The following is a 26,291-nucleotide window of genomic DNA, read 5'->3' on the forward strand; positions in this document are numbered from 1 at the left end:
GGCTTTCGATATCGGATGATCGTCCAGATTGACGCGAAGCGTCGGCACGTTCTGAGTCGTTGACATGTTCAACTTCCTTGATACTCGTTAGGCAATCAGTAACCCGCAAGTTCCCACGTTTCGCTCACGATGCCGTAGCTGCGGGACGGGGCCGACATAAGGAAGCGGAATCCTTCCTGAAGCACGCGCTGGTGGTTCTTCGAGGTGACGTGCGGATGCCCGACCACGACCTTGTGCTTGCCGCAGGTCTCGACGATCTTCGCCATGGCGCCGAGCACTTCCGGATGTTCATACTGACGCGCATAGCCGAGTTGCTGACTGAGATCGCCCTCGCCGATCAGAATGAAGCCAATGCCAGGAACGTTCGAGAGGATGTCGTCGAGATTCTCGATTGCCTCCACGCTCTCACACATCAAACCAACGAGGATCTCTCCCTGCGGCGCGAGCGGCCATACATCGGCTTTGGCGTAGTACTCGGCCATGCTCAAGCCCCAGTACCGTGCCGCCGTTGCCGGTCCGTCGCCACGCACGCCTTTCGGTTCGTAGAGCGACGCATTCTTAGGCCGCGCATAGCGGCAGGACGCCACCGCGTTGTAGGCCTGTTCGACCGTCGAAACGTGTGGCCAGACCACGCCATAGCAGCCGCGATCCAGCACTTGCTTGGCGAAGGCCTGATTCATTTCCACGCCATTGGCCGGAATACGTGCGATTGGAGTGACACGCGGCGCGATCGACCCGGATGTCGCAATGTCCTTCCGGTTCAACATGTATTGAAGCGCGTCGCCGAGCGCGGCGACGTCATACGGGTTGTGCTCCATTTCGAACACGATGCCGTCATAAGGCGCATCGCTCATTTCGATGGCCGTTTGCTTGTCGAGCTTCGCAAACGCGGTCAGCGCCGGCTTGCCTGATTCGAACGCACGGATGATGCTGTTGAGTCGCACATCGCTCATGATGTTTTCCCTTGCGTAGTGTCGATTGTTGGCGTGTCGGCAAGCGCCGGATATAAGCGCTGGGCTGTCTTTCCGAAGATCCAGGCGCGATCCTCGGCGCTCACGCAGGCCAGACTCTCCTGCATGGTGCGAAGAATGTCGGACAGCGTTCCGGGCGATGTCGGATAATTCGAACCCCATGTCAGCCGATGCGAACCGAAGGCATCCACTAATTGCGGAAAGAACGTCTCGGGAGTCGCCAGTCCGCTTCGGGCATCCTCGCAGTTCTTGGGCGTCAGCTTGAGAAATACGTTATCGAACGCCGCAAGACCGAAGAAATCCTGTGCGCTCCGATAAGGCGGCCCATCCTTGAGATTCGGCCGCGCCATGTGATCGATCACGATCGCGACATACGGAAACCGTCTGGCCAGCGCTTGGACCTGAGCCAGGCCCGCGAGACTCGTCGTGATGCACATCGGAAGGTCGAGTTCGGCGCATGCTTCCCATGACGGATAAGAACGCGGATCTTCGAGCACGCTCGCATCGAACGCCTGCGTACTGCCGCCTGTGAACAAACGCAGGCCGACGAGGCCGCGATCGACCCAGTCACGGATCATGTCGGGCGCGTTCGGTTGCAGCACGTCGACCGAGCCGACCGCGACCAGCCGGTCCGGATACTTCGCACATCCATCGACGACATAGCCGTTGTCGAAACCATACGTGGTCGACGAATGCACGACCGCAGCCTTCGCGACTCCGGCACGGTCCATCTGTTCGATCAACGTGTCGACGGTCGTCGGACGCTCTTTCGACCACGCCGAGCGCTTGCCAAACAAAGGCGCGGGCGGATAACGCTGCTCGTCGTCGGAGACGATGTGCGGGTGACTATCGATGATGTTTGACATGGTCCGATTCGCCTTACTTGCCGCGCGCCTTAAGGCGCTGGTCCAGACGCGGATAGACGCGCCGCACGGTGCCCTCGAAAATCTTGAAGCGATCTTCGTCGGTGAGCGCCGGGCAGGCATCGATATAACGCTTCGTGTCGTCGAAATACTGGCCAGTCGCCGGGTCCTTGCCACGCACCGCACCGATCATCTCCGAACCGAACATCACGTTGTCGGACGGAATGACCTTCGTCAGCAGTTCGATGCCCGGCTGGTGATACACGCACGAATCGAAGAAGATGTTGTCCAGCAAGCCTTCGAGCGGACGCTCGCGCATGTCGAGCGACATACCGCGATAGCGTCCCCAGTGATACGGCACCGCGCCGCCGCCGTGAGGAATCACCAGACGCAGCGTCGGGAAGTCCTTGAAGAGATCGGACTGAAGGACCTGCATGAATACGGAGGTATCGGCATTCAGATAATGCGCGCCCGTGCTGTGAAAGCACGCGTTGCACGACGACGCCACGTGGATCATCGCGGGCACGTCGAGGTCCACCAACGCTTCATAGAGCGGATACCATTCGCGATCCGTCATCGGCTTGCCGGTCCAGAATCCGCCGCTGGGATCGGGATTCAGATTGCAACCCACGAAACCCAGTTCCTCCACGCATCGCCGCAACTCCGGAATCGAGTTGGCCGGAGCCACGCCCGGCGACTGAGGCAACTGACACACCGGCGCGAAGTTGTCCGGGAACAACTCGGTGACTCTGAACACCAGATCGTTGGACAGCTCGGCCCATTCGAGACTCGTGCGTTCGTTGCCGAGGTGATGACTCATCAGGCCGGCGATCGGTGAGAACAGCGTCAGGTCGCTGCCACGCTCGCGTTGCAGTTTCAACTGGCCGTTGCCGATGGCTTCGCGAATCTCGTCGTCGCTCACGCGGGCGCTTTCGCGCGATGGCGCATTGGCCGGATCGTTTGCGTGTTCGACCTGCCTCATCCGCCAGTTCTTGAACGATGCTGGGACGGTCGTGAAGTGACCGTGGCAATCAATGATCATGTCGTTTCTCTTCTTTAACGAAGCCAAGTGACCGACGATAAGCGGTCAATACCCAAAGAGTTCTGCGGGATTGTCGACCAGCACACGCCTGAGCGTTGCTTCATCGGGCACATAGCGATAAAGCAGTTCCAGCAGATCGGCATCATTCGGGGGTTGTCTGGGCGATACCGGATGCGGCCAGTCCGTGCCGTAAATGCATCGATTCGGCGCGGCTTCGACGAGCTTGTGCGCGATCGGCAAGACATCGTCCCACGGGCGGCCCGCCTTCGTGATCTTCTCGCCGAGCGAAAGCATGGTCCACGTATTCCCTTCCGAGAGCATCTCGAGCACCACTTGCAGCGAAGGATCGGCGTCGCCCGCTTCCGGATTCGGCCGGCCCATGTGATCGATCACCAGCGGCACGTCGAGCCTGCGAAATGGCGCGATGGTCGAGGCGATGCCACCCGGCTCTGGCTGCACCTTCACATACCATCCAAGTTCCTTGACGCGCGCCAGCGCCCGCTGCACGTCTTTCTCGTCCATCGATGGGCCGAGGCCGGCGCGCGAGAAACGCGCGCCACGCACACCCGCATCGTGCAACTTCGCAATGTACGCGTCGTCCCGTTCCTTGAGCACGACTGCATTTGCGCATCCGCGATAGTTGGGGCCGGCGGCCGCGAGTCCGTCCAGCACGACCTGATGGTCCGCACCGTAAGTCGTGGCCTGCACAATCACGCCTCGCGTGAAGCCCAGAACCGAATGCAGGCGCAGCGCGCGTTCGATCGTCGCGCTCGGCATTTCGTAAGCCGCACCCGGCAGCACCGGATAACGCTTTGCAGGACCGAACACATGGAACTGACTATCGCATGCAAGCGGCGGCGGCATCTTGGACGGCGTGCGCGGTTCGGGATCGAACGGAAAATATTCTGGCATGTTGAATTCCTGTGGTCTGTCCGTTTATCGCGGCAATACAGCCATCACGTCGCACTGTACGAGCGACGGACCTTCGGCCGTGAGCGGCATGGCATGACGCGCGGGGCGGTCATCGTGATCGGGGAAGAGCTTCACCCATTCGTCGTTCACCGGTTGCCGCTGAGACGGATCGCGCAACCAGACGGTCATCTTGACGATATCGTCACGCGTGCCGCCTGCTGCTTCGACGATGGAGAGGACATGGCCGAACATGTTGGCGCACTGCGCCTGAATGTCGGCAGGCATGTCACCGGTCTTTGGATCGATGCCGAGAATGATTCCCGACGTCAGAACACCATCGATCACGCAGGCGTTCGGAATCGGGTTTTTATGCTTGAACCCGGGGATATAGATGCTTTTGCGGCGCGACATGGCGTTGGTCTTCCGATCAGATGAAGCGGCACGAAATCGAGCCACATGGACCGTAGTCCGCGTTAATCACATCGCCCGCAGCGACGTCGATCATGCGAGTGAACGAACCCGCCAGAACGATCTCGCCTTCGGCAAGCATCTGACCGTGATCCGCGAGCCGGTTGGCGAGCCACGCGACACCCAATGCGGGATGTCCAAGCACGCCTGCGGCAACACCGGTCTCGCTGATTTGTCCGTTGCGGTACAGCAGCGCGGACACCCAGCGAAGATCGAAGTCATGCACGCGAAACGGCCGGGCACCGAGCACGAGTGCGGCGTTCGCGGCGTTGTCGGCAATGGTGTCCATCACCTTGCGCCCCCGCTTCGTCGCCGGGTCCACGCGGTGCAGACGGGCATCGAGAATTTCGAGTGCGGGCACGACATAGCGCGTGGCGTCGAGCACATCGAAAAGCGTGCAGCCGGGACCGGACAAGGGTTTGTCGAGCACGAATGCCAGTTCCACTTCGATACGCGGCTGCCGGAAGCGCGATGTGTCGATTTGCGCGCCGTCGTACTCCAGCATGTGGTCGAGCAGCACACCGAAGTCCGGCTCGTCGATGCCCACGGCCTCCTGCATCGCCTTGGAGGTCAGGCCGATCTTGTGACCGATCACCTTGCGACCCTTCTGTTTCTTGATGCGCATCCATTCGGCCTGAATGGCGTAGGCGTCGTCGATCGTGATGTCGGGATGCGCATGAGAGAAGATGCCGAGCGGCTCGCGGCTGCGTTCCGACTCTTCGAGCGATTGCGCCAGCCGGTTGATGATTGCTTGTTCCAGCATGATGATCAGACCTCGTCGGAGACAGTGTTGCGCAGCGTGCCGATGCCGGGCGACTCGATTTCCACCACGTCGCCGGGCTTGAGCCAGCTCGGCGGGTCTTGACGCCATCCCGTTCCAGTCGGCGTGCCGGTGAGGATCAGGTCCCCCGGCTGGAGCGTCGCAAAGGTGCTCAGATAAGCGATCAGCGCGTCGAACGGAAACATGAGACGCGCGGTCGTATCGTTCTGACGAAGCTCGCCATTCACGCGAGTTCGAATGGCGTGTTCAGCGGCCGGATCGCATTCGTCGGCCGTGACGATCCACGGTCCCAGACTTCCCGATGCATCGAAGTTCTTGCCCTGAGTGACATTGAATTTGCCGTGCTTGAGCCAGTCGCGCACCGATCCTTCGTTGGCGAGTGTCATGCCGGCGATGTGCTCATAAGCGCGCTCGCGAGCGATATGACGTCCGGCCTTGCCGATCACCAACACGAGTTCGCCTTCGTAATCGAGTTGTTCGGAAACGCGCGGACGAATGAGCGCTTCGTCGTGACCGACAAAGGAACGTGCGTTACGCACGAAAAGGCTCGGATAACGCGGGAGGTCGGAGTTGTCCTTGTACTCCTCGTTGCGTTCCTTGTAGTTCACGCCGATGCACCAGATCTTTTCCGGCGCGCTCAGCGGAGGAAGCAGCCGCACATCGCCAAGGGCAATGCGCGCGGCGCCCGCGGCATCAATCGCCCGGTGCGTCACGGCGGACACGTCGCCGGATGCCAGCAGATCGTCCAGCGTCGCGACTTCGCGCATCTCGACGATGCCGTCGTCCAGCAGCACGCCGGCACGCTTGAGGCCGTCGCCATTGCGCAAGGTAAAGCGGAGAAGTTTCATGACCCGTTCCTGATAGTCGATGGATGAGTTAGCCGCGTCTAGCGGCGTTGGCTGTTGTTGAGCCAGGCGTCGTCGCTCCCGGGCGAAGCGGACTTGGATGCAGCCGCTTCGGCGGCGGCCGTCAGACGGCGGCCGCGTGTTTCGGGAAGGACGAAGGAGAGGAGAATGAATGCGGTAGCCGCAGGCAGCGCGATCAACATGCCATGTGCGAGGCGTCCGCCCAGCATGGTCGCGGCGACCGGCACCAAGATCGGCGCGAGGCTTCCGGCTGCGCGACCGAGCATGTACAGCGTCGACACAGCGGTTGCACGCACTTCGATTGGATACAATTCAGAAAGCCATGCGCCGACCACGCCAAGCGCGCTACTGCCGATGGCGAAGACAACGGGCAACCAGAAGATCGGCCACGCGAGTAACGAGCCGGCGTAATGCGTGTTCGGGGCCGCGACGAGAATCAAGAGCGCGATCAACCAGAACACGCCGGGGGCGATGGCGCCGAACTTTCGCCCGAAGCGGTCATTCAGCCAGCCCATCGCGATGTAACTGATTCCGCCCACCAGCGCCGCCGTGACCGTCGTGGTCCGCACAATATCCGACGGCGTCTGAAGCGTCTTGAGCATCAGGCTCGGGATGAAGACGACCACCGCGTAGTAGCAGAACATGTAGGCCGTGAGCCAAAGCGCAGCAACCACGGAAATGGCGCGCAGGCGACCACTCAACATCGCGGTGAAAGTGTTCTGACGCGATTTCGCGAGACCCGCGCGGCGCGTGCGATCGTATTGTTCCCAAAACCTTCGATTCCGGCATCCAAAACCGAATGAAAACGGCCAGGACGACCGGTGAGCCACCCGTCAAAAGTCCAATACGCCATCCCCAATCTGCACTGAATGTCTGAACGGCCCAAAGACCGACGATCGATGCACACGCGCCTGCAATAGCCGCGGAGCCTTGAATGAGGGCGGTGCCGAGTCCCCGGCGTTGGGGATTCCAGGTCTCGTTAAAAAGGACCATCCCTGCGCCCCATTCGCCGCCGAGACCGACGCCGACGATGAAGCGCAACACGACCAGTGCGGAAAAATTCCACGCGAATGCCGAACTGACGGAAGCCACCGCGAACACCACGAGGGTCCATTGCAATGCGGCCTTGCGTCCGATCCGGTCGCCCAGCCAGCCGAATACGCCACCGCCGAGCACCGAACCGATCAGCGTGATTGTGGTGATGCTCGCAGCCTCGCCCAGCGTGATGCGCATCGAGTGCTGAATCGATGGCATGAGATACGGCATGATCAGTACATCGTAGAGATCGAGCGCGAAGCCGAGCATGCACGACACGATGATGCCCAGTCGTTGTTGGAGGCCATAGGGTGCGTCAGCGGTGTCGTTCATGCGCGTCTCCTGCGCGCTTCCTGAAATCGCGACGAGTCTCCGGTGTGGCCACTCGTCGCGCTAACGTTGCGCGGTCATTTCGTGTGGCTTGATGATTTCACGGCGTGTGAGCCGCAGCCACAGCGAAACCGCGTATTTGTCCGCCCTGCGGATTTTTTTAGAAGAGAGCGTCAAGCGGGCAAAAGTGTGCGCTTCAGCGCGCACGCGAGCGGCCGGTCTGCTGCATTTCAGTAAGGCGTTTCGCGATGAGCGCCGCCTTGTTGCGCATCATCTTCACGATGCGCGGGAGTTCCGACTCGGCGAGCCGTTCTGACATGGCCGCAATCGCAATCACGGCGATGGCCTTGCCATCTTCGTTCACGACCGGTACGGAGATGGCGCGCGTACCTTGCAACACGCCGTCCTGCGAATAAGCGTATCCATTGATGCGCGCCGCTTCCACGCGCGCCCGGATCGTCTCGACAGACGGACCGTCCGCAGGCAGTCGGGCGACGTTCATTGCGCAGATGTGCTCGGCTTCATCCGGCGGCATGGTCGCGAGCAGCATGACGCCCGCGATGCTGACGCCGAGCGGACGGCGCGTGCCGACGTCGATGGCAAGCACCTTGATCGGATAAGAGCCGGTTTTGCGATCAATGGCCACCGAGTCCCAGCCGGCGCGGATCGTGAGGAACGTCGTGTCGCCGATCTCGTTCGTCAGTGCCGCGAGATAGGGTTCGGCCGCGGTGCGCACGGGAAAGTGAGCGGGCCGGCTGAGACCGAGCAGGCTGATTTCAGGCCCGACACGATAGCGCCGCGTGGCCCTTTCCTGCTCCGCAACGCCTTCGGATATCAGCGTCTGAAGGATTCGATGAACGGTCGGATGGCTCAGGCCCGAATACCTCACGATATCCGTGAGCCGCACGCCATGTTCGCCGCCGAGCGCCAAGACGCGCAGGACGTGGAACGCGCGTCCGATCACGCGTACGCTGGACGATTCGTCGTCGCTCACGCCACTTCCCGAGGGTGGCGTTGCCGGGGCTGATAAAGGTTTGGGTGGCCGCTTCAAGTGCCTGTCTCCGTGGGTCGATGGATGCATTACGTTCTAACGCGCGTGGCGCAGACGCTGAGACTGCACGGTCACAAGCGTCCTGAACACGAGGGAAAATCCTCGAATTGTCCACCAGGCGGATATTTCCTACATTGAGTCACACGGGACTGAGATGGTGGATGTTCCGTGCCACCCGGAACGCCAGATAATCGAGCTATCGTCAACAGATCGACGTGTGACGAGTTCCTTCGCCACACTGTCTTCTCCAAGGACCTGCATGGAACTGCCGATCAACATCTTCAAGCGTGAGCTTTCGAAGGGTATTCCCCAGTTCGGACTCTGGGCCGCGTTTGCGGACGCTTATGTCACGGAAGCACTTGCGACAACCGGCTTCGACTGGCTCCTCGTCGATAACGAGCACGCGCCGAACGATCTGCGCAGCACGCTCGCTCAACTTCAGTCAATGGCGCCGTATCGAACGCAACCGGTCGTGCGGCCGGTGCGCAACGACGCCGCGCTCATCAAGCAGCTTCTGGATGTCGGCGCTCAGTCCTTGCTGCTCCCGATGATCGATACACCGGAACAGGCGCGAGAAGCGGTTGCGGCGACACGCTACCCGCCTCAAGGGATTCGTGGCGTCGGCGCGGCGCTCGGCAGAGCTCCACGCTGGAATCGCGTTCCCGGTTATCTGGAGCAAGCGGCCAGCGAAATTTGTGTGCTCGTTCAGGTCGAGACATCGCTGGGCTTGCGCAACCTCGATTCCATCGTGCAAGTCGAAGGCGTCGACGGCGTGTTCTTTGGACCGGCGGACCTCAGCGCTTCGATGGGCTTGCTTGGCAAGGGTGGCGCAGAACCCGTTCGCGAAGCGATTCGCAACGGCATCGCCACCGTCAGGCAAGCGGGCAAGGCGGCGGGCGTGCTCGCCCCTGACGAAGCCTATGCGCGAGAGTATCTGGCCGCAGGCGCGACTTTTGTCGCAGTGGGCACGGACGTTAGCCTGCTCATGAGCGCGGCCTCGAAGCTCCTTTCGACTTACAGGGAAGCTTCCGATAAGCCGGCTTCCGGCGAGAAAGGCGGTTACTAACCTATCGACGCGCCGGCAAAGAAGCCGAGTCGAGCGGCATGAGCTCGTGTCGCGCTGGGAACAGTCGCGAGAACCCGGAATGATCCAGTAAAACAAATGTCGTAACCGGTGCGAGAAACCGTACCGTTCGCTCGAAGGGGTTGCGAGGAGCGGCCTCGCGCAAGCGGCGGGACAGTCGCCGCTCGAATGGTACGTTTGATTGCCGTGCATCTGCCGTTGTCACAAACAGCAAGGGTCTAATGAATTATGTTCCATTCGGCAGACAGGATCGGGAGCACTGATCGGTGCGGTCAGGCGTCCCATGCCACCGCGCCCAACGCAACAAGAAGCTTCGCTGGCACAACTCGCGAGAAGTTTTTCGTCGCTGCGCGACTCGTCTTGCGGACGTAGCCGACGAGTCAGCCTTACCGTGCCAGCACGATGTTCGCAAATCTGAGGTCGGCCATCGTCGCCCGCTATTTGCGAACGATATCGGCACAGGCGGTGGCGCCTGAGTGAGAGTGCGCGATCTTTCTGAGATTGAGCTCAACCACCCTACCGTCTACGCCTACCAAACCGCTAGGAATGCATCGAGTACCTCAATACCATCTAGGTCTGCCGAGCACTGCGGCAGACATTCGCCCGTCAGCTAGTTTCCTCTCTAAAACCACTATCGAGATAACTCTCTCAACCCGCGAAGGTCGCTGTATAAGGCTTCCCAGATGTCGGTGTTCACATTGATTTATGTCAAATAAGTAGCCGTTAGCTTGCCACGGCGACCGTTAATGGCGCTGATATGCCGGATCACTGGTCGTCATCAGACAACAGGGCTGCTTCATAATCTTGGCCGCCGTAGAAGGCACCCACAATCGAAACAGCGTCCGCCTCCAAGGTATAGGCGATGATCGATCGTTTGCGGAAATGAGTGATGCGAAGGCCCGGCAGCAGATCGTCGCGCTCGACGCCACGTGCAGGAAAAGTCTGGAGCGTCATGCAGAAATCGACGATCGAATCGACATATCGTTCAGCCGTCATGGGAGCGCCGGCGTTTGCGATGCGTGCTTCGAGTCTGCGCAGTTGATCGAGCGCTTCGGGTGCGAACTGGATCCGCCAACTCATTCGTGACGCGTGCGAGATTTTTTCAGCTCAGCGCGTACCTGATCGACAGACAGTGCGCGGCTCGGATCGTCTCGAAGCGCTTGCGCTGCCGGAACGACTTCGTTGCGCAACCATGCTTCGACGGCACGGTCACGCTCGCGAAGCGCACGAAGTGCGTCTCTCAGCACTTCACTGTCAGATGCGTAGTCGCCGCTTGCCACCTTCGTTCGCACGAATTCGGCCATCTCGTTGGGTAACGTAATGCTCATTTGCTGGGTTGTTCTCATACCAGCCTCCGCTCAGTAGGATTTAATCCTACTCGCTTCCGACCTACCGGGCAAACACTGTACGACGGCCCTATCTTCCAGCTATTGAACCTCAAAATGTTGGCCTGAGATTGGGGTCAATTATTATGATGTAAAATTGAGAGCGCGCTTGGAATACGTTCCCCGCTCGACAGGGTCAGGCACGACGCTTGTTTGTAATTTGCTCCCGCCTGCGTGCGAGCCGAGTCGTCTCCTGACTTGTCCCGTACTCTGCTTCAGCAGCGGTGACAACGCCAGCGGATGCGCCGGCAAGATCTACACGCACAGCGCCTTCGATTAGACACGTCCAGTAGCGTTGGCCACGACACCAGAGCTTCACGCCGTTTCGAGCATCTCGTTCGCTGAGTCTAAGCGACGCCGCTCTCGCAAGGACGGCGTTAAGAATCCCGACCTTGAGCGGGACCTTTGGTGCCGGACTGCGCGGAAACGCCCGCGGGAAATGTCGTTGCAGCGTAGTGACCGCGCGCGCGGCTGCGCCGGCAGACGTGCGCCGAAGGTTCGGTGGCTGCTTGATATCCGGTGTGGCGTCCACTGGCGATGAAGTCAAGCGCGAAGCAAGCGCTTTGCCGTTCGCGCCCTGGTTCAGCTGCGCCTTAAGCGCAACGAGCTGTTCGAATCCCATGGTGCATGCCTGAAATCGGTCGCCAGATTTTACCAGTCGCCTTCAAACATCGCCTTTCGGCGCCCGTGGCGGTCCTCCCAAACGGCGATGCCGAACGCGGCCGACACTCTAGCTCAAGCCCGTTTGTAAAAATCAAAACGCCGGTTGCGTGGTGGCGACACATTGTCATGAGTCGTTTCGAGCGGCGCGCCGCAACAACCGCGGGTCAGTTTCCCATTCATCGCGCGGGCCAATTGCGATTTGCGCGAAGTCTGGATGACTGGGGTTGAGCAGATAGTTAGTTTCGGCAGGGACGACCGCGCTCGGCACCGCAAGCACCGCGCTCGTTCGCTTCTGCGCCCACATCGCACCAATCTGTTGCAGCTCGGTCCGTGCACTGAGCTCTCTCCAGTCGGGCGGCAGAATCGCAGCATCGACCCGCTCGATCAGGGTCTCAGGAATTTGCGCCGGGATCATCACATACCGCGCCCGCAGCGGTGAGTCCTGCACGAGCATCTCGAGGAGCGCAAGCGATTGTGTTTGTGCTGAATATACGAGCGCCACCCCTTTCGGGTTCCACCGCCCACCATAGAGGCGCGCACCTTCGCCGGAAAAGGGGCTATCAGCATACCGCTCGGTAACTACCCGCCATGCCGTCAAGGTCATGCAAAAACACCATGCTCGATGCGTCCGAGCGTATCCATCACGCTATCGGCACCAATGTCGGTATCGAGAAGACTGAGCGGAGTAGCATCACCCAGTGCCGCTGCCGGTGCCTTGAGCCACCCGATCGCCAGATCGAGATCTTCGAATACTTCCGCCGCGCGCGCCGCGACACGTGCGAGTCGTAGTAACTTGGCCGACTCCTCGCGGCTGAAAACGCCTTCGCGCTTGCGCCGCGCCAAGGTCCGCTCGGGAATATCGAGCGCTTGCGCTAGTTCTGACTGCGAAATCGCGATGGATTTGAGCAATGAGTCGAGCGCCTGAGAGGAGATGCCATGACGGACGATATCCACCCATTCGAGCCCCGACCGAGGTGCGCGGCGCAAAACCGAGCGTCCGCCCAACAACGAATTCGCCGAAATTTTGCCGATGACGGTCATAACGCCTCCTGCCATTTGGCATATATTTTACACCAAATTGGCAGTATTGGGCGTTGGCGCGCTTTGCCGGGCAGAACAAGTTGACCGAAGTCGCGTGCGACTCGTAGATATCGCGGTTGCGTGACAGGCCTCGCTGAGCTGACAACTTTTGGGAGACCGGAAATGGACACGCCGCAGGCGAAAGAAATCTTGCTAGGCGAAATCCTGAGACATCCTTTTTCCTCCAACTTGCTTAACCATCTCTCAAGAGACCACTGGCTCCAAATCCGATCGCATCCTGCAGGCTATGATTCGGAATTCGGATAATCATGTTAGTTACGTGACATATGTGCATTTCGAATTGTCCGTACGAGACCACCCATCGACCCAATGCAGGCGATGCGGTGATGTGCCTTGGTTCACGTTGATGCTTGCGCAAGGGGCTGTGGGCCGCCTGTCGATATGAGCAACCCGATGACGCATCGGCGGACCTCACCGAAGCAATGCCGTGCGTTAGCATAGCGGCTCTCCATCGGACGAGGATGCGACACCGTGAAGATCGACACGACCACCATTGCGCTGGTCATCGCGATGGTCGAGGAAGGCAGCATTTCCCGCGCCGCCAACCGGCTGGGTCTCGCGGTCGCGGCGGCGTCGCGACGAGTGTCAGATCTTGAGGCGCAACTCGGCACCAAGCTGTTCCGGCGCGTGCCGCACGGCGTGGACGTGACCGAATCCGGCACGCAACTCATCGGTTATATCCAGCAGATCGACACTCTCGTCGACCGGCTCGAGGGAGACGCTCGGGCGCTCGTGACGGGGCTGGGCGGACGCATCATCATCGGTGCAACGAAGGCCGTCATCATCGAATTTCTGGCGCGCGATCTTGCGGAAATACGGTGCAAGTTTCCCGGTATCGCGCTGAAGATCGTCGAGGAAAACAGCAAGATCATCCAGCAGATGCTTCGTGACAAGGTGACCGACATCGGCATCTACGAAAAGAAAAGCGGCTTTCTCGATCTCGCGCAGCAGCCCTATCGCGACGATCATCTCATGCTCGTCTACAGCCGCGCGCATTTTCGTTTCGATACCACGCCCGTGCCGCTCGATGCCCTTCTCGATCTTCCACTCGTTTCGCTCGGCAAGGGATCGGCCATTCTGTCGGCGGTGCAGCGCGCGTATCGCGACGAAGGACGGCGCTTCGAGAACAACTTCGCGGTATCGGGCTTCGACACATGCTTGCGGTCGTTCGCCACGGGCTGGGTGTCGGACTGATGCCACCCGACGTGTTGCGCAGTCTCCATCCGGAAGAGACCATTTCGTCCGCGCCGCCGGCGGGCGACTGGCACCGGCGCGCGTATATGCTGTCGTGCGTCGAAGGTCATGCGCAAGCCGAAACGCTCGCCAACGTGGTGGAGCAATTGCGCGCATGCTGATGCGCATTTGACGAACCGCGAAGCAAGGCAGCCGCACTTTCGTCTTTTGCGAAACCAGGCATGTCGGCTACATGCTTGCCGCATGCAGGCCGGTGGGCCACAGTCTCCTGAAGCGCCGCGCTCTTCGATGGCGCGCGCACCCACTCAAAACGGGAGACGAAGATGCACGCAGCGACACAACAAAATCAATCGACCGAAGCGAACGACGCGCGCGCCTTGCCGCTGCAAGGCATCCGCGTGCTTGACGTGAACCAGGTGATGGCCGGTCCCTTTGCCTGCATGATGCTCGCCGATCTCGGCGCGGACGTCATCAAGGTCGAGCCGCTCGAAGGCGACCAGACGCGCGGCGCCATGGGCTTCAAGATGAAGGGCCCGGACAGCATGGGCTTTCTTAACCTCAATCGCAACAAGCGCTCGGTCGCGCTGGATCTGAAGAGTGAGGAAGGACGCGCGTTCTTTTACGATCTGGCGAAAACTGCCGACGTGATCGTGGAGAATTACCGGCCGGGCGTCGTGCAGCGTTTGCGCATCGACTACGAGACGATCCGCGGGATCAATCCGAAGGTTGTCTATGCGAGCATTTCGGGGCTCGGCCAGAGCGGGCCGTGGGCGTCGCGTCCCGGCTTCGATCTGATGGCGCAGGCTATGTCGGGCGTGATGAGCGTGACCGGCTACAAGGGCGGCAAGCCCGTGAAGGCAGGCGTGCCGGTGGCGGACATTGGCTGCGCGCTGTTTGCCGTGTATGGCGTGCTGTCGGCGTATATCGGCGCGCAGAAGAGTGGCGAGGGACAGCATATCGATGCATCGCTCTTCGATTCGGCGATGGCCTTCGCCATCTGGGACATGTCGGATTACTGGGGCACAGGCGTGCCGCCGACGCCGCTCGGCACGAGCAACAAGATGAGCGCGCCGTATCAGGCCGTGAAAGCACGCGACGGCTACTTCGTGATGGGCGCGACCAACCAGAAGCTGTGGACGAAGCTCTGCACGCTGCTCGATCGCGACGACCTGTTGCAGCATGAAGACTATGCATCAGTCGCTTTGCGCCTGAAGAACCGCGAAGCGCTGATTGAATCGCTGGAAACCTCGTTCGGCACGCGCGACTGCGAAGACTGGATTTCGGCGATGCTCGATGCGGGCATTCCCGCCGGTTCCATCCTCTCCTATCCGGAAGCGTTCGAAAGCGAACACGCGCAACATCGCGACATGGCGATGGAAATCGATCATCCGATCGAAGGCAAGGTGAAGAACATCGGCTTCCCGGTGAAGCTGTCGGGCACGCCGCAGCGTATGCGCTTCCATCCGCCGCTGCTGGGCGAACACAACGAGGAACTGCGCGCGGAACTCGAAGCTGCGAAGGCCGGAGTGCGGTCATGAGCGCCGAAGAGACGGCAGGACTCGTCACGCTGCATGCCGTCACGAACGGCGTCGCGCAGATCGTGATCGACCGGCCCGGCCGTCACAACGCCATGACGATACCGATGTACCGGACGCTCGTCGAACTTCTGGAGCGCTGCGAGCGTTCGGAGGTGGTGCGCTGCATCACCTTGCGCGGCGCGGGCGGCAAGTCGTTCGTATCGGGCACGGATATCGACTACTTCCGCGATTTCACGAGCGGCGAACAAGGCGTGGCGTACGAAGCGATGCATCGCGTTTCGGCGTGCCGATTGCAAAGACGCTCTCCAACACCCTGTCGTCGCGCAACCTCGCGCGGCTCGTGGCCGCTTTCGGCGCGCCACGCGTCAAGAAGATGCTGATGCTCGCGGATTTCATCGGCGCAAACGAGGCGCTCGCGTGTGGATACGTGTACGAAGTCGTTGAGAAAAGCGCGGTCGAAGGTGCGGCGCAAGCGCTGGCGGAACGGCTTATCGCGCTGTCGCCGGTCACGCAGCGCGCGGTGAACGAAAGCGTGCGCCGCATCGTGATGGAACAGCGCTTCGACGATGACGACCTCGTTTCCTCGGTGTACGGCAGCGAGAACTTCCGCGCCGCGGTGGCCGCTTTCGGATCGAATTCATCGAAAGACTGAAACACCCTTCGCATCACACGATAAAAGCATTGGAGCGAGACATGAGACGCCTGTCATTGAAGGCGAGCACAACCGTGCTCGTGATGCTGTGCCTGATGTACTTCATCACCTACGTCGACCGCGTGAATATCAGCACGGCGGCCGGACAGTTCCAAAGCGAACTCGGCCTGAGCAACACGGAGCTTGGTCTCGTCTTCTCGGCCTTTGCTTATCCGTATGTGATTTTCCAGTTCGTCGGCGGCTGGGTCAGCGACCGCTTCGGCGCGCGCCGCACGCTGATTGCCTGCGCGGCGATTTGGGCCGTGGCGACTACCCTTACCGGCCTCGCGGGCGGCTTCTTCTCGCTGATCGCCGCGCGTCTTTTGCTCGGTCTGGGCGAAGGCGCGACCTTCCCTGCCTCGACGAGCGCAATGGCTTCGTGGATCCAGCGCGACAAGCGCGGCATGGCGCAAGGCATCACGCATTCGTCCGCGCGGCTGGGCAATGCGATTGCGCCGATGCTCGTGCTCGCGCTCATGACCGCCTCCGACTGGCGCTTCTCGTTCTTTCTAATGGGCGCACTGAGCGCGGTCTGGCTGGTACTGTGGTGCGTCACGTACACGGAGATACCTGCGGATCATCCGCGCATCTCGCGTGAAGAACTGGCGACGCTGCCGCCGCCAAAGACGCATCCCGTCGATCCTCCCGGCACATGGATGCGTCTCTATCGCCGCATGGCGCCGGTTTCGTCGGTGTACTTCTGCTACAACTGGATTTTGTGGCTGCTGCTCAACTGGATGCCGCTGTATTTCATGCACAGCTTCAACCTGAACATCAAGAAGGCGGTGATCTTCACGTCGGGCGTGTTCATCGCGGGCGTGATCGGCGATCTGGTGGGAGGTCTCGTCAGCGACCGGCTGCTGCGCCGGACGGGCAACGTGCGCCTCGCGCGCAGTTACCTCGTGGCGGTGTGCATGGCGCTGACGGGGCTGTCACTGGTGCCAGTCGTGCTGCTGCACGATCCGGTGTACTCGTTGATCTTCCTCGGCGCGGCGATGTTCTTCAACGAAATGACCGTTGGCCCGATGTGGGCGATCCCGATGGACATCGCCTACGACCATTCCGGCACGGCGAGCGGCATCATGAGCGGCAACGGTTTCATTGCCGCGATCATCAGCCCGGTGCTCGCGGGCTTCGTGGCGGACCGCTTCGGCAATTGGGATATCACGTTCATGGTGTCGATCGGCGTGATGGTGTGCGGGATTCTGCTCACGTTCGCGATGAAGCCGGAAAGGCTGTTCACGAATGGCGGCGCGCAGAAGCATCAGCGTGACGATGAGAACGCCGCGCTTGCGTTCGTCGAAGAGCCGGGAGTAAGACGCTAACGCCGATATAAGCAATCGAAACCCCGCCGGCACGGCGGGTTTTTGTCATTGTGTCCGCTCCGGCACCAACGTCAGGAAAGTACTTCATTCATGAACGGGATAGATATCATCGCGCCGTTCCTGGTCACGCTGATTGATGCCGCGCGCTGCGCCCGGTCGATCGCAAATTCCAGCGACGCTTCCGCCACCAGCGCCGCCGCGAATGCGCCGATGAACGCATCGCCTGCGCCAGAGGTCTCGACCGCATGCGCGGCATGTGCCGCTGGCCGGATACGCGTCGTGCCATCGCCATAGGCAATGCCCCGGGCGGCGAGCGCCGCGCGCGCATCGCCAGACTTCGTCCGCACCCACTGCGCCGACGAAGCGCATAGACCAGATTGGTATTGATGCTACCCAGCACCACGACATGGTTGTTAGCCATTCAAGCCCTGCTCAAGCGCGTTGAGCTTCTCGACCCGTCGGCGGAAGTCGGCATCGGTGGAGAATTCCGCGGACATACGTGTTGGTAATTGACGCGTATTGCACGCCGAGCGGACCCCATTTCTGGCCGAATTTAGCCCTTTGGCGCATGCCTCAAGTGCTTGCCCTGGGCACGGCCTTACTGTTCAAACCGCCCATCGAGTTACTCGGTGGGGTCGCCTTCGCGTACGGTACGTTCACGGCGCTCGCTTATATCTGGAGCACATTTACTCTAGGTTGGCCTGGTTACTTGACTTGTATGTTTGGCGCCTGCACGGGCGTTCCAGTTGCTGCATTCAGGTTCCTTATGCGCGTTGAACCACGCATCGCCTTACCGTTCACGGACTCGATCAGCACGACAATCGTGCTGATGACACTCGGTCTCGCCTTCATTGCGGCGACCATCGGCAATGCGTGGGCGCTCGCGGGGATATCGCGCCACCGGCGATGGTCGGTTCGGTCAGCGCGATCCAGAACTTCTGGCGGCTACTTCGGCGGCGCGTTCTCGCCGGTGGCAGCGGGCTTCATCGTCGACCGCACCGGCTCTTACTCGCTGGCCTTCGTGATCGGTGGCGCGATTGCGGGGTGTGCCGCGTTGTTCTACTGGTTCATGGCCCGCACGCGCGTAGAAGACGATGCGGCCGTGTCAGCGCCCTGAGCTGTCGATCACCGTTTTCGTCACGCCCGGCGATGCCTCGATCTCCCGCGCGGTGAAGGCAAAGCGTGACCACGCCTGCCGCGCATAACGCCGCGTTCCATCGCGGTAATGCGGCGAGGCGGGGTCGTCCGACTCGGAATGAGCGAGCAGCGTATCGGCCTGCGGACCGTCATCGCCGAAGCGCACCACCTGCATATAGCTGTTGCCGTGTGCATCGCGGTCGAGCACCAGGCCCTGCTTGTTCAGGTCGTGCAGCGGGCATTCGACGGTGAAATAGCCTTCGGGATCGCAGCCGCCGTAGAGCGGAATCTTCGTGTAGTGATCGAGCGCATAGAGCACGTCGCCGCGCACCGAATCGAGCGCAAAGCCGTTGTTCGTCAAGGCGAGCGAGGCCGACGCCAGCGCCTGCGCGAGTGCGGGATTGTCGGGCTTCAGCCCCGCAGGCGTCGCGAGCGGACGCTTCGGATCGAACGGCTCCGTGTAGAGTTGGGCATCGGGAATATCGCTGGCGCGTTGCCAAAACTGATCCCAGAGATTCGCGCCGCGTGCATCCACGCTTCCCTTGCCATTCCATGCGCGCAGCACGCGGCACGACTCGCTCAGATCGACCGTCACAGTAACGCCGCCCTTTCGTTTCAGTTCTACTGCGCGCGGCACGCTACCCGCCTTGCATACCGAGTCGAGCAAGGGCTGACGGAACAGGCGCTCCGACATCGACGAGCTATCGAGCACCGTATGTTCCAGCGCATCGCGCGTGACGTGGCGCGGATCGTCGATCAGTTGCACGGCCAGTGCATGGCCGAGCCGCGTGCGCAAGGACTGCTCGGTGCCCGTTGCACCCGTCACGCGATCGAAGCCGGTCAGCGGCGTGCGCGGATTTGTCAGCCAGTAACTGCCGTTGAAGTTGCCGACATAGTCCGTGTTCAGCAGGCTCGGCATGCGCGCGGCGGGCAAGGCATTGGCTTGCATCGGGTTATGTTCGCCCGTCGTCCATGAGCACGCCGAACGCGAGCCATCGAAGAACGGCACGCCGGGCACCTTCGCGTCGAAGGCGCGGCCGAGTGGCGTCGTGCAGGCGGCCACCAGCGCATCCGATGCGTTCGGCACCGCTCCGATATCGGCGAACCAGACACGCGGGTCGTTGCGGCCGATCGCGAAGGTGTTGACCCACGGCATCGCCGCGTACTGCTTCTGGATCGAGATGAAATCGTCGAGCGACTTCGCCTGATTCCACGCGAGGAAATTGGCGAAGGCACGCGCATTGTCCGCGTTGATGTCGTGCAGCGCGAAGGCCTGCTGTCCGGTCCACGCGAGTTGCGGGGCCATCGACGAGAGATCGACCAGCGGACCGAAGCGTGAACGATAGAGCGTGCGCGTGACCGGATGGGTGGCGCCGCCCGCGTCGTCGCGCACCTGCACGGTGAGGCGCACCGGCTCCATGGGTTCTTCGTGACCATCGTATTCGTAGCGGGTCGGATCGTCCTTCGACAGCGTCAACTGGAATACGCCGAAGCGTCGCGCGCTCGATACGGTATGTGTCCACGCAATGTCGCCGTTGAAGCCGATCACGACCACCGGCACCGCAAGAAAGGACACGCCTGCCACATCGAGCTGGCCGGGGATGGTCAGTTGCGTCTGATAGAAACGGTCCGGACCGCTCCAGAGCCAGTGCGGATTGCCGAACAGCATGCTGCGGCCGTCGTCCGTCACCTTGCCGCCGAATGCGAGTGCGTTGCTGCCGATACCGGCGTGGCCGCCGACGTCCATCGATACGCGTTGCGTGTTCTTGCTGGCGGCCTCTTTCGCACCGGGTGGAACTGCATTCGCCATGCCCTCCACGAAGCGCGCGGCACCTCCCGCGAGACTCAGTGCGATAAGCCGGCGATAGACGTCATCGCTGGAAATGTGGCCGAGCCACGGCGCGCTCGCGCATTGCGCATGCACGCCCGGGTGTCGTGCAGCATGCATTTCATCGACGTAGCGGTCGTAGCCGCTGGCGTAGCCATCGATCAGTTCGCGCAGCTTTGCGGGTTGCGCCGACTTGTAGTGTGAGACGGCGGCATCGTCCGCCATCATGCGAAAGAAGAAATCCGAGTCGAGATTACGTGGTTGTCCAAAGGATGACGGCGCGCTCGCCCGCGCTTCGCCGCCGAAGTACGCGGAACGCTCGCCGCGCCAGGTGACGAAGGAATCGGCCAGGGTGCAGAGATCGTCCTGTGCCTGAGAATAGCCCACGCCGTAGCCGAGACCGGCCCAGTCGTTCGCGCGGATATGCGGCACACCATCGCTGGTGCGCCAGATATCGGCCCTGTATTCACGATGAGGCGCATGCGTTTCAGTGGAAACGGTGGATTCCTGATGCGAAACACAACCGAAGAGACACGCGGATGCCACCGCGCACAAGCCAGCAATCAATCGATGCATAAGAGTAGTGTTCAATGCGCGAAGCTGATCGGCGTGCCGCCGCGCGGATGAGGCACGATGCCCATGGGAATGCCGTAGATGGCCTCGAGCGTCTCGGCGCGCATGAGTTCGACTGCTGGCCCGCTGGTGAGCAGACGGCCGCCCTTCAGCGCGATGAGGTCATCGCAGAAGCGCCCCGCCATGTTGATGTCGTGCAGCACGACCAGCACCGACAGTCCGCGCTTCTGGCTCAGTTCGCGCACCAGACCGAGCACTTCGATCTGATGCGCGATATCGAGCGCCGAGATCGGTTCGTCGAGCAACAGGCAATCGCTGTCTTGCGCGACGAGCATGGCGAGCCATACGCGCTGGCGTTCGCCGCCCGAGAGATTATCGACGGGACGATCGGCGAAGCGAACCACATCGGTCAGTTCCATTGCTTCGAGCACTTTCGCGCCGTCCTTCACGCCGAAGCGGCCGAGCGCGCCATGCCACGGATAGCGGCCGAGCGACACCAGTTCGCGCACCGTCATGCCGTCCGCCGCGGGCGGCTGCTGCGGCAGATAGGCGACCTTGCGCGCCAGCGCACGGTTTTCCCATTCATCGAGCGCGCGTCCCTCGAAGCGGATGGTGCCGCCGGTCGGCATCTGCTGTCGCGCCAACAGCTTGAGCAGGGTGCTCTTGCCCGAGCCGTTATGGCCGATGAGACCGCATACGCGCCGCGCGGGCAGCGTCAGGGTCAGCGGATGCAGCAGCACGCGCTTGCCCAGCGAGAACGAAGCTCCCTCTACCTCGTAGGTGATGCCTTCGAATACTTCGTGATTCTTGACGATTGGCTTCATCGCGTCCTCAAAGCGCGGTGCGTCCACGCAGCATCAACCACATGAAATACATTCCGCCGACCAGCGTGGATTGCAGGCCTACCGGAATCTGATAGGGAAACAGCAAGTTGCGGCCGAGCCAGTCAGCCAGCACCATCACCAGCGCACCCAGTAGCGCGGCGCCGGTCAGTTGCGCGGCGGGACGCCGGAAGCCGAGCATGCGGGCAAGATGCGGCGCCATCAGGCCGACGAAGCTCAACGGGCCGACGACCAGCGTGGCCGCTCCGGTCAACGCGGCGGCGAGCAGCATCAGCGCGAGGCGGCTGGCGTCGAGCGGCACGCCGAGACTGCGCGAAACGGTATCGCCCAGTGGCAGCAGGTCGAGCCAGCGCGCGAAGGCCAGCGATGCGAGCATCAGCACGATGAACGACGCGCACGAAAACGCCGCATCGTTCGATGCCACGCCATAGGTCGAGCCGGACAGCCACGCGAGCAGATTCGCCACGCGTGGATCGCCGGTCGCGAGCAGCACGCTCACCAGCGCGCTGAACGCGGTGCCGAGCGCGACGCCGAGCAGCAACATGCGTTCGGGCGCGAAGCGGTAACGGCGGCCCAGCGCCAGCATGACGACCAGCGTGCTGAATGCGCCAATGGCCGCCGCGCCGGTTTGCGCGAACCGTCCCGCATCCTGCGCGATGAAGGCGAGCGCGATCACGCCGAGCGATGCGCCCGACGAGATGCCGAGCACTTCGGGACTGGCCATCGAGTTGCCGGTGACGCGCTGGAGGATCGCACCGGCGACCGCGAGCATCGCGCCGGCGGACAGCGCCACGGCCACGCGCGGCGCACGCCAGTGCAGCAGGGCATCGACGCTCCATTGCCAGCCGGTCATTGAGACGCCCAACGACAGACCGAGCATCGATACGAGCACCAGCAGCACGAGGCCGAGCACGAACCAGCGTGCGACATGAATATGACGGAATTCGCTTGCCCCGGAAGACAGGTCGACCGTATCCGGCAGCGCGGGAAGGCGCGGCAGCATCCAGAACAGAAACGGCGCGCCGAGCAGCGACATGGCCGCACCGGTCGGAATGCCGGAGCGGCCGCCGGGAATCATCTGGACGATTTCATCAGTCATCCAGAGCAAGGCTGCACCGAACAGCGGCGCCCAGACCAGCCGTGCACGAAAGCGCCGCGCGCCCGCGAGACGCACGATCAACGGCGCGAGCATGCCGAGAAAGCCGATCACGCCCACCGATGCCACCACCGACGCACTCAGAAACACCGCCACCGCCAGCGCACCGATACGCACCATGCGCAACGATACGCCGAGCGATTGCGCGCCGGCATCGGACAGCGACATCGTCGTCAGCGGGCGCGCCAGTGCGACCGTGAGCACGGCACCGACTGCCAGATGCGGCACCAGCGTGCGCGGCGCATCCCAGTTGTTCTGCGCGAGCGATCCCGCGCCCCACATGAACAGCGATTGCAGCGCCTCCCGATGCAGCAGCGTGAGCACCGCGCCGATCGAGCCGCAATAGAACGTGACGATGAGGCCCGCGAGGATCAGCGCGACCGGTGCGAAACGTCTGCGCCACGACAGCATCAGCACGACGAGCATGCCCAGCGCCCCACCCGCGAGCGCCAGCCATTGCTGCCCCGCGAACAGCCATTGCGGCGCGACGAGGGTGACGACGGTGAGCGCCAGTGATGCGCCCGCCGAGACGCCGAGCGTGGTTGGTTCGGCCAGCGGATTGCGTAACACCTGCTGAAAGATCGCGCCCGCCAGCGACAGCTGCGCGCCGGCGAGCAGGCACACGGCGATACGCGGCAACACGCTCTCATGCACGATGATCTGTCGCAGATCGCCCACGTCCGGGCGCGTGAGCGCGCGCCACCACATATCGGCGGGCAGCAGCGCAGCGAGGTGGCGCATCGACAGCAATAGTGCGCAGAGGCACAGCGCGGCGACGAGCCACGCGGGATGCATGTGCAGGCGGCGCGTGTGCGCATTCATGGCGACGGTCTCAGCCATGCGTCACCGTCAGTCCATCGGCCAGTCCGGTGGCGAACTGCACGGCGCAGGAACTCGCGCCATAAGTGAAGAAGCCCGGCAACGGATGCACCCGACCTGCTGCCACGAAGGGCAGACTGCGCCACAGCAGGCTGCGCGAGAGATTGCGCAAGGCGACGTCATCGCGCTCGCCGTGGCTGATGTAGAACAACTGTGCATCGTGCATCGAGGCGAGGTGTTCGATATCGAGCAACGCGAAGCCGCTGTCGGTGTCGCCACGCCAAGCATTGCGCACGCCCAGACGGGTCATGACATCGTGCAGCATGCTGTTGGGACCGTAGACGAACAGATGCCGGCCGTCGTCATAGAGATCGACGACCAGCGCGGGCCGCGCATTCAGCTTCGCGACCTTCTGCGCGCATTCGGCGATCTGGCGATCGACATCCGCGAGATAGGTCGTGGCCTCTGGCTCGCGGTTCAACACCGCCGCCAGACGCCGGGTTTCTGCTGCCGCGCGTGCATACGGCTTGCCGCGTTGTGCGTCGTAGATGTCGATGCTGTGGGTTAGCGCGATGAACCTGAGTTGCGTGTCGAGATTCGACTGGTCATCGTCGCGCACGATCAAATCGGGCTTGAGTTGTGCGAGCAGCTCGAGATTCGGCTCGCTATGCGAACCGAGTTCGAGCACGCCCGCAGGCATGACGGGCAGCGCGCCAGCTTCCGGGTAACTGTCGCGTTCGGCCAGCGCAAGCGGCGTCACGCCGATCGACACGAGCATTTGCGCACCGGCCCAACTGAGCGAGGCCACACGCACGGGCACACGCACGGGCGCCACCGCACGGGCAAGCGTGGTGAACGGCAAAAGCGCAAGGCCGCCGAGCAGGCGGCGGCGCTTCGGATCGGGCATGAAACGATGAACCATTACCTAGAGCGAGACACGTTCGCGCGTGGGCGGTTCATGATTGAGCGCATCGCCCGAGCCTTCTTCAACGAGCTGGCCGTAGTCGAGCTTCACGTAACGGTCGGCCAGGTGGAAGTAACGGTCATCGTGCGAAATGACGAGCACGGCCTTGCCCTTCGCCTTGAGTTCGGGAAGCAACTGACGATAGAACACGTCCTTGAAGACCGGGTCCTGATCGGCGGCCCACTCGTCGAACACGTAGAACGGGCGATCTTCCAGATAGGTGACCAGCAGCGCGAGCCGCTTGCGCTGGCCCTGCGACAGGTCGGTGGTCGAGAACTTGCCCTGTTCCACCTTGACCTTGTGATCGAGATGAAGTGCCTTTAGCAAGGACTGGGCGCGCGCATCGAGACCGTCGAGCTTCAGGCCGTGCAAGGCCTCGAACAGATAGAAGTCGCTGAACACCACCGAAAAGTGCTGACGATAGATATCGCGCTCTGCCTCGTTCACCGGCTTGCCATCGAGCAGGATGCGGCCACCTTCGGGCGCATACAGGCCGACGATCATCTTCGCCAGCGTGGTCTTGCCGCTGCCGTTGCCGCCGATGAGAAACACCAGTTCGCCGGGCCTGAACGCCAGATCGATCGGTCCGAGCGTGAACACTTCGTCCTCGCGCTCGCGATAGTAGCGATGCGTGACGCCTTCCAGCACGATGCTGTCGAACGAGGTGACCGTATCGGCGGGCAGCGTGTCTTCCGGCGGCAGATCGGCGTTGATCGCGTCGATACGCTCGATCGCGACCTTCGCGGTGCTGATATTGGGCAGCGCGGACAGCACGCCTTCGATCGGCATGATCATGTAGAGGAAGATCATCGCGTAGCCGGACATCACCGGGCCTTGCACCGGGTAATAGCGCGCCAGCAGGAACAGCACGCAACCGATGAAGGCGAAGAAGATGAAGCTGCCCCAGCTCGCAGCCGCCGCATACAGCACATAGCCGCGCGTACGCTGCACGCGCACCGCTTCGATATTGGTGGCGAGCGTGTTGTCGATGAACGCTTCCTTGCGCTTGCGATGCAGCTTGAGTTCCTTCGCGCCATCGAACAAGGCGCGGAAGTGCTTCACCAGATCGTCTTCACGCAGACGCGATGCGCGCAGATGAAAGGCCGCACGCGTGTTGGCCAGATGAAAACCGAGCGAGCCGAGAAAGATCGTGACGATGGCGAACAGCAGGATCTGCCATGACAGATAGCCCAGATACATCAGGCAGCCGATGATGACCGCGCCCTGCATGGCGAGCGTCGGCAGGCTCACGAAGAACACCACAATGGAGTCGAGGTCCGCCGTCAGCACGGACAGCGCGCGCGATGCGCCCTGCCTTTCCAGATGCTGGAACGACGCTGCGCCGATGCGGCGAATGGTGCGCATGCGCAGCGTGGCCTTGGCGTTCTGGCCTAGCTTCATGAACAACGTGGACGACACCGCACGCGTGACCAGCACCAGCACGCTGAGCAACAGAAAGCGCAGCCCGAGTTCGGCCAGACGCTCACGCGATGCGCCCAGCGCCTGATTGATGAGTGCGACCAGCCCCGCGCTTGCCAGACCGCTGATGATGCTCGTCACCATCGCGACGAGCAGGGTCCAGCGGGAGTTGCGAATCAGATACCAGATCAGCGACATACTTCCTCTCCTCTCCTCTCCTCTCCGATGCCGGCAAGCGGCGCTGGCATCGTCT

Annotated in this window: 24 protein-coding genes and 3 pseudogenes; 6 read left to right on the forward strand and 21 right to left on the reverse strand. The window is 61.9% G+C overall.

The window, feature by feature from the left end:
* Window positions 1–95 precede the first annotated feature (95 nt).
* The 10 genes and pseudogenes from ACYQ47_RS18025 to ACYQ47_RS18070 all read right to left on the reverse strand — a co-directional run bounded on the left by ACYQ47_RS18025 (window position 96) and on the right by ACYQ47_RS18070 (window position 8,262).
* Complete coding sequence (locus ACYQ47_RS18025) at window positions 96–953, reverse strand: HpcH/HpaI aldolase family protein (protein ID WP_459906279.1); 858 nt, start codon at window positions 951–953, stop codon at window positions 96–98.
* Window positions 950–1,837 carry an amidohydrolase family protein gene (locus tag ACYQ47_RS18030; protein ID WP_459906280.1) on the reverse strand — a complete coding sequence of 296 codons (888 nt, stop codon included), beginning with the start codon at window positions 1,835–1,837 and terminating at the stop codon, window positions 950–952. Before ACYQ47_RS18030 ends, ACYQ47_RS18025 begins: the two co-directional genes overlap by 4 nt.
* Window positions 1,838–1,850: 13 nt before the next feature.
* Complete coding sequence (locus tag ACYQ47_RS18035; RefSeq protein ID WP_459906281.1) at window positions 1,851–2,876, reverse strand: amidohydrolase family protein; 1,026 nt, start codon at window positions 2,874–2,876, stop codon at window positions 1,851–1,853.
* 45 nt (window positions 2,877–2,921) lie between these two features.
* Complete coding sequence (locus ACYQ47_RS18040; RefSeq protein ID WP_459906282.1) at window positions 2,922–3,788, reverse strand: amidohydrolase family protein; 867 nt, start codon at window positions 3,786–3,788, stop codon at window positions 2,922–2,924.
* A 24-nt stretch (window positions 3,789–3,812) separates the two neighbouring features.
* On the reverse strand, window positions 3,813–4,199 hold the full coding sequence (locus ACYQ47_RS18045; RefSeq protein WP_459906283.1) for a RidA family protein: 387 nt from the start codon (window positions 4,197–4,199) through the stop codon (window positions 3,813–3,815).
* A gap of 16 nt (window positions 4,200–4,215) precedes the next feature.
* Window positions 4,216–5,019, reverse strand: a complete 804-nt coding sequence (gene hpaH / locus ACYQ47_RS18050) for a 2-oxo-hept-4-ene-1,7-dioate hydratase (protein ID WP_459906284.1) — start codon at window positions 5,017–5,019, stop codon at window positions 4,216–4,218.
* 5 nt (window positions 5,020–5,024) lie between these two features.
* The gene (locus ACYQ47_RS18055) at window positions 5,025–5,885 is read right to left on the reverse strand and encodes a fumarylacetoacetate hydrolase family protein (RefSeq protein WP_459906285.1); all 861 of its coding nucleotides are present in this window, start codon (window positions 5,883–5,885) and stop codon (window positions 5,025–5,027) included.
* Window positions 5,886–5,923: 38 nt separating this feature from the next.
* Window positions 5,924–6,607, reverse strand: coding sequence for an MFS transporter (locus tag ACYQ47_RS18060; protein ID WP_459906286.1), 684 nt, complete (start codon window positions 6,605–6,607; stop codon window positions 5,924–5,926).
* Window positions 6,608–6,656: 49 nt separating this feature from the next.
* A pseudogene (locus ACYQ47_RS18065) lies at window positions 6,657–7,271 on the reverse strand (MFS transporter); the annotation flags it as partial.
* 193 nt (window positions 7,272–7,464) lie between these two features.
* A complete protein-coding gene (locus ACYQ47_RS18070) occupies window positions 7,465–8,262 on the reverse strand; it encodes an IclR family transcriptional regulator (protein ID WP_459906287.1) in 798 nt (265 codons plus the stop codon).
* Between the two features lie 316 nt (window positions 8,263–8,578).
* On the opposite strand from ACYQ47_RS18070, the gene ACYQ47_RS18075 reads away from it, so the two are divergent.
* The gene (locus ACYQ47_RS18075) at window positions 8,579–9,385 is read left to right on the forward strand and encodes an aldolase/citrate lyase family protein (RefSeq protein ID WP_459906288.1); all 807 of its coding nucleotides are present in this window, start codon (window positions 8,579–8,581) and stop codon (window positions 9,383–9,385) included.
* 783 nt (window positions 9,386–10,168) lie between these two features.
* On the opposite strand, the gene ACYQ47_RS18080 is transcribed toward ACYQ47_RS18075, so the two are convergent.
* From ACYQ47_RS18080 to parS, 5 genes are all read right to left on the reverse strand, one after another.
* Window positions 10,169–10,483, reverse strand: coding sequence for a type II toxin-antitoxin system RelE/ParE family toxin (locus ACYQ47_RS18080; RefSeq protein ID WP_459906289.1), 315 nt, complete (start codon window positions 10,481–10,483; stop codon window positions 10,169–10,171).
* Complete coding sequence (locus tag ACYQ47_RS18085; protein ID WP_459906290.1) at window positions 10,480–10,749, reverse strand: type II toxin-antitoxin system ParD family antitoxin; 270 nt, start codon at window positions 10,747–10,749, stop codon at window positions 10,480–10,482. The genes ACYQ47_RS18080 and ACYQ47_RS18085 overlap by 4 nt, the downstream gene beginning before the upstream one ends.
* 175 nt (window positions 10,750–10,924) lie before the next feature.
* Window positions 10,925–11,410, reverse strand: coding sequence for a ProQ/FinO family protein (locus ACYQ47_RS18090; protein WP_459906291.1), 486 nt, complete (start codon window positions 11,408–11,410; stop codon window positions 10,925–10,927).
* 165 nt (window positions 11,411–11,575) lie between these two features.
* The gene (locus ACYQ47_RS18095; protein ID WP_459906292.1) at window positions 11,576–12,055 is read right to left on the reverse strand and encodes an RES family NAD+ phosphorylase; all 480 of its coding nucleotides are present in this window, start codon (window positions 12,053–12,055) and stop codon (window positions 11,576–11,578) included.
* Window positions 12,052–12,492: a type II RES/Xre toxin-antitoxin system antitoxin gene (gene parS, locus ACYQ47_RS18100; protein ID WP_459906293.1), complete on the reverse strand. Its 441-nt coding sequence runs from the start codon at window positions 12,490–12,492 to the stop codon at window positions 12,052–12,054. Before parS ends, ACYQ47_RS18095 begins: the two co-directional genes overlap by 4 nt.
* 531 nt (window positions 12,493–13,023) lie before the next feature.
* On the opposite strand from parS, the pseudogene ACYQ47_RS18105 reads away from it, so the two are divergent.
* The 4 genes and pseudogenes from ACYQ47_RS18105 to ACYQ47_RS18120 all read left to right on the forward strand — a co-directional run bounded on the left by ACYQ47_RS18105 (window position 13,024) and on the right by ACYQ47_RS18120 (window position 17,300).
* Window positions 13,024–13,907: pseudogene (locus ACYQ47_RS18105) on the forward strand (LysR family transcriptional regulator).
* Window positions 13,908–14,069: 162 nt separating this feature from the next.
* On the forward strand, window positions 14,070–15,284 hold the full coding sequence (locus ACYQ47_RS18110) for a CaiB/BaiF CoA transferase family protein (protein WP_459906294.1): 1,215 nt from the start codon (window positions 14,070–14,072) through the stop codon (window positions 15,282–15,284).
* Window positions 15,281–15,936 (forward strand): annotated as a pseudogene (locus ACYQ47_RS18115) (enoyl-CoA hydratase-related protein). Before ACYQ47_RS18110 ends, ACYQ47_RS18115 begins: the two are co-directional and overlap by 4 nt.
* A gap of 41 nt (window positions 15,937–15,977) precedes the next feature.
* Entirely contained in the window at window positions 15,978–17,300 is a 1,323-nt protein-coding gene (locus ACYQ47_RS18120) for an MFS transporter (RefSeq protein ID WP_459906295.1), read from the forward strand.
* Between the two features lie 71 nt (window positions 17,301–17,371).
* On the opposite strand, the gene ACYQ47_RS18125 is transcribed toward ACYQ47_RS18120, so the two are convergent.
* Window positions 17,372–17,647, reverse strand: a complete 276-nt coding sequence (locus tag ACYQ47_RS18125) for a PfkB family carbohydrate kinase (RefSeq protein ID WP_459906296.1) — start codon at window positions 17,645–17,647, stop codon at window positions 17,372–17,374.
* 419 nt (window positions 17,648–18,066) lie between these two features.
* Here ACYQ47_RS18125 and ACYQ47_RS18130 point away from each other — a divergent pair, with 419 nt between their 5' ends.
* Window positions 18,067–18,417 carry a hypothetical protein gene (locus ACYQ47_RS18130; RefSeq protein WP_459906297.1) on the forward strand — a complete coding sequence of 117 codons (351 nt, stop codon included), beginning with the start codon at window positions 18,067–18,069 and terminating at the stop codon, window positions 18,415–18,417.
* Here the strand turns inward: ACYQ47_RS18130 and ACYQ47_RS18135 are convergent.
* The 5 genes from ACYQ47_RS18135 to ACYQ47_RS18155 are packed head-to-tail and all read right to left on the reverse strand — an operon-like array spanning window position 18,406 to window position 26,236.
* On the reverse strand, window positions 18,406–20,841 hold the full coding sequence (locus ACYQ47_RS18135; RefSeq protein ID WP_459906298.1) for a penicillin acylase family protein: 2,436 nt from the start codon (window positions 20,839–20,841) through the stop codon (window positions 18,406–18,408). The genes ACYQ47_RS18130 and ACYQ47_RS18135 overlap by 12 nt on opposite strands.
* An 11-nt stretch (window positions 20,842–20,852) precedes the next feature.
* Complete coding sequence (locus ACYQ47_RS18140) at window positions 20,853–21,662, reverse strand: ATP-binding cassette domain-containing protein (RefSeq protein ID WP_459906299.1); 810 nt, start codon at window positions 21,660–21,662, stop codon at window positions 20,853–20,855.
* A 7-nt stretch (window positions 21,663–21,669) separates the two neighbouring features.
* Complete coding sequence (fhuB, locus tag ACYQ47_RS18145; RefSeq protein ID WP_459906300.1) at window positions 21,670–23,676, reverse strand: Fe(3+)-hydroxamate ABC transporter permease FhuB; 2,007 nt, start codon at window positions 23,674–23,676, stop codon at window positions 21,670–21,672.
* Window positions 23,669–24,562, reverse strand: a complete 894-nt coding sequence (locus ACYQ47_RS18150) for an ABC transporter substrate-binding protein (RefSeq protein ID WP_459906301.1) — start codon at window positions 24,560–24,562, stop codon at window positions 23,669–23,671. The genes fhuB and ACYQ47_RS18150 overlap by 8 nt, the downstream gene beginning before the upstream one ends.
* Window positions 24,563–24,580: 18 nt before the next feature.
* Window positions 24,581–26,236, reverse strand: coding sequence for a cyclic peptide export ABC transporter (locus ACYQ47_RS18155; RefSeq protein ID WP_459906302.1), 1,656 nt, complete (start codon window positions 26,234–26,236; stop codon window positions 24,581–24,583).
* Window positions 26,237–26,291: the final 55 nt, after the last annotated feature.

The organism is Caballeronia sp. HLA56 (genome assembly GCF_054655155.1).

Coding starts and splice junctions, on each gene's coding strand:
- ACYQ47_RS18025 (WP_459906279.1), bottom strand. CDS start 953: ATGAGCGATGTGCGACTCAACAGCATCATCCGTGCGTTCGAATCAGGC.
- ACYQ47_RS18030 (WP_459906280.1), bottom strand. CDS start 1,837: ATGTCAAACATCATCGATAGTCACCCGCACATCGTCTCCGACGACGAG.
- ACYQ47_RS18035 (WP_459906281.1), bottom strand. CDS start 2,876: ATGATCATTGATTGCCACGGTCACTTCACGACCGTCCCAGCATCGTTC.
- ACYQ47_RS18040 (WP_459906282.1), bottom strand. CDS start 3,788: ATGCCAGAATATTTTCCGTTCGATCCCGAACCGCGCACGCCGTCCAAG.
- ACYQ47_RS18045 (WP_459906283.1), bottom strand. CDS start 4,199: ATGTCGCGCCGCAAAAGCATCTATATCCCCGGGTTCAAGCATAAAAAC.
- hpaH (WP_459906284.1), bottom strand. CDS start 5,019: ATGCTGGAACAAGCAATCATCAACCGGCTGGCGCAATCGCTCGAAGAG.
- ACYQ47_RS18055 (WP_459906285.1), bottom strand. CDS start 5,885: ATGAAACTTCTCCGCTTTACCTTGCGCAATGGCGACGGCCTCAAGCGT.
- ACYQ47_RS18060 (WP_459906286.1), bottom strand. CDS start 6,607: ATGTTGAGTGGTCGCCTGCGCGCCATTTCCGTGGTTGCTGCGCTTTGG.
- ACYQ47_RS18075 (WP_459906288.1), top strand. CDS start 8,579: ATGGAACTGCCGATCAACATCTTCAAGCGTGAGCTTTCGAAGGGTATT.
- ACYQ47_RS18080 (WP_459906289.1), bottom strand. CDS start 10,483: ATGAGTTGGCGGATCCAGTTCGCACCCGAAGCGCTCGATCAACTGCGC.
- ACYQ47_RS18085 (WP_459906290.1), bottom strand. CDS start 10,749: ATGAGAACAACCCAGCAAATGAGCATTACGTTACCCAACGAGATGGCC.
- ACYQ47_RS18090 (WP_459906291.1), bottom strand. CDS start 11,410: ATGGGATTCGAACAGCTCGTTGCGCTTAAGGCGCAGCTGAACCAGGGC.
- ACYQ47_RS18095 (WP_459906292.1), bottom strand. CDS start 12,055: ATGACCTTGACGGCATGGCGGGTAGTTACCGAGCGGTATGCTGATAGC.
- parS (WP_459906293.1), bottom strand. CDS start 12,492: ATGACCGTCATCGGCAAAATTTCGGCGAATTCGTTGTTGGGCGGACGC.
- ACYQ47_RS18110 (WP_459906294.1), top strand. CDS start 14,070: ATGCACGCAGCGACACAACAAAATCAATCGACCGAAGCGAACGACGCG.
- ACYQ47_RS18120 (WP_459906295.1), top strand. CDS start 15,978: ATGAGACGCCTGTCATTGAAGGCGAGCACAACCGTGCTCGTGATGCTG.
- ACYQ47_RS18130 (WP_459906297.1), top strand. CDS start 18,067: ATGCGCGTTGAACCACGCATCGCCTTACCGTTCACGGACTCGATCAGC.
- ACYQ47_RS18135 (WP_459906298.1), bottom strand. CDS start 20,841: ATGCATCGATTGATTGCTGGCTTGTGCGCGGTGGCATCCGCGTGTCTC.
- ACYQ47_RS18140 (WP_459906299.1), bottom strand. CDS start 21,662: ATGAAGCCAATCGTCAAGAATCACGAAGTATTCGAAGGCATCACCTAC.
- fhuB (WP_459906300.1), bottom strand. CDS start 23,676: ATGGCTGAGACCGTCGCCATGAATGCGCACACGCGCCGCCTGCACATG.
- ACYQ47_RS18150 (WP_459906301.1), bottom strand. CDS start 24,562: ATGCCCGATCCGAAGCGCCGCCGCCTGCTCGGCGGCCTTGCGCTTTTG.
- ACYQ47_RS18155 (WP_459906302.1), bottom strand. CDS start 26,236: ATGTCGCTGATCTGGTATCTGATTCGCAACTCCCGCTGGACCCTGCTC.